Below are 1,340 nucleotides of genomic sequence, written 5' to 3' on the forward strand. Positions count from 1 at the left end.
ACCGTCAAATACGCCTAAACCTAAGAAATTAACACTAAAAGACTTGGAGGTACTGGAGGTATCATGCTTAACTTAACACCTATGCCCTCCGCCCCCCTTCAGAACCCCCTGCAAGGGGGCCAGCCCCCTTGACCCCACAAAGGTGCTATGTATTAATGAAGGAGGGTGCTAGTGTCCAGGAAGAAAGCAAACGGCGCATTAAACGTAGACAGCGTTAAGCATAAAGATAAGCGTACCAATATCCCTACTGAGGAATTGCGTGATTTTGTTAGGGAAGACGAGAAGTCCCCCAAGGTTGTTCACTATCCACGTGACCCCTCTCTTGACCCCCAGTTGGTATGGAAGGGTAAGGATGAGCAGGACGGTAAGGATTTATCGGTTGCGTGCGTTCCTATCTACATACAGGAAAAGATACATCCCCAGGCGATTGTGGAGGACATTAAGTCCTACGCTGCCAGGGAAAAGGCAGAGGAAGGCCCTCGATTATTTGCGGACTTTAACGGGATCGGGTTTGAGGAGCTGATTGAGTTTTATCGGCATGAGCAGAATTGGTCTAACCGGATGATACTTGGCGATTCCCTTCAGGTAATGGCCTCCCTTGCAGAGAAAGAGGGGCTTAAGGGCAAGGTTCAGATGATATACATCGACCCGCCGTATGGGATTAAGTTTGGCTCCAACTGGCAGATAAGCACCAGGAAGCGAGACGTCAAGGACGGCAAGGCCGAAGATGTAACCAGACAGCCGGAGCAGGTCAGGGCGTTTCGGGATACCTGGGAGCTTGGGATACATTCGTACCTGAGCTATCTGAGGGACAGGCTGTTGGTGGCAAGAGAGCTGCTTACTGAGACCGGGTCGTGCTTTGTGCAGATCAGTGATACTAATGTCCATCTTGTTAGGTGTATTCTTGATGAGATTTTTGGTACTGAAAATCAGTGTGCAACAGTTGTGTGGAAAAAAGGAACACCTGATTCAGGTACAATTCGTAACTCTTTTAATTATCTGCTTTGGTATATGAAAGACATCAAGATGGGTATTGTTAAGATTGGAAAGCTTTTCACGGAAAGGGCTGGAGATGAAGGCACAACAGAAGACCCAAAGAAATTGGCTTTGTGGGGTAGTTTTCAAGGTTTAGAACGTCCACTTACTACAGACGAGAAGCGTAGCATTTTTCGTATCCTCTTTAAAAAGCAGGGTAAAATTTTTTTTCACGGTTAAAAGGCATGGATTCCTGCTTTCGCAGGAATGACAGTTACAGGCGTTTTCCAAGTGTGTCATTCCTGGCTTGACCAGGAATCCCTGATGCATAAAAGCATAGTTACCATGAAATATAAAGAGGATAC

1 protein-coding gene is annotated in these 1,340 nt (G+C 46.6%); it reads left to right on the forward strand.

Going from position 1 to position 1,340, the window contains the following annotated elements; all coding sequences use genetic code 11:
- The first annotated feature begins 171 nt into the window (after positions 1-171).
- A complete protein-coding gene (locus HWQ67_RS20295) occupies positions 172-1,215 on the forward strand; it encodes a DNA methyltransferase (RefSeq protein ID WP_218254202.1) in 1,044 nt (347 codons plus the stop codon).
- The last annotated feature ends 125 nt before the right edge of the window (positions 1,216-1,340 follow it).

This window comes from Candidatus Magnetobacterium casense, assembly GCF_019173545.1.
GTDB classification, from domain to species: Bacteria; Nitrospirota; Thermodesulfovibrionia; order Thermodesulfovibrionales; family Magnetobacteriaceae; genus Magnetobacterium; species Magnetobacterium cryptolimnobacter.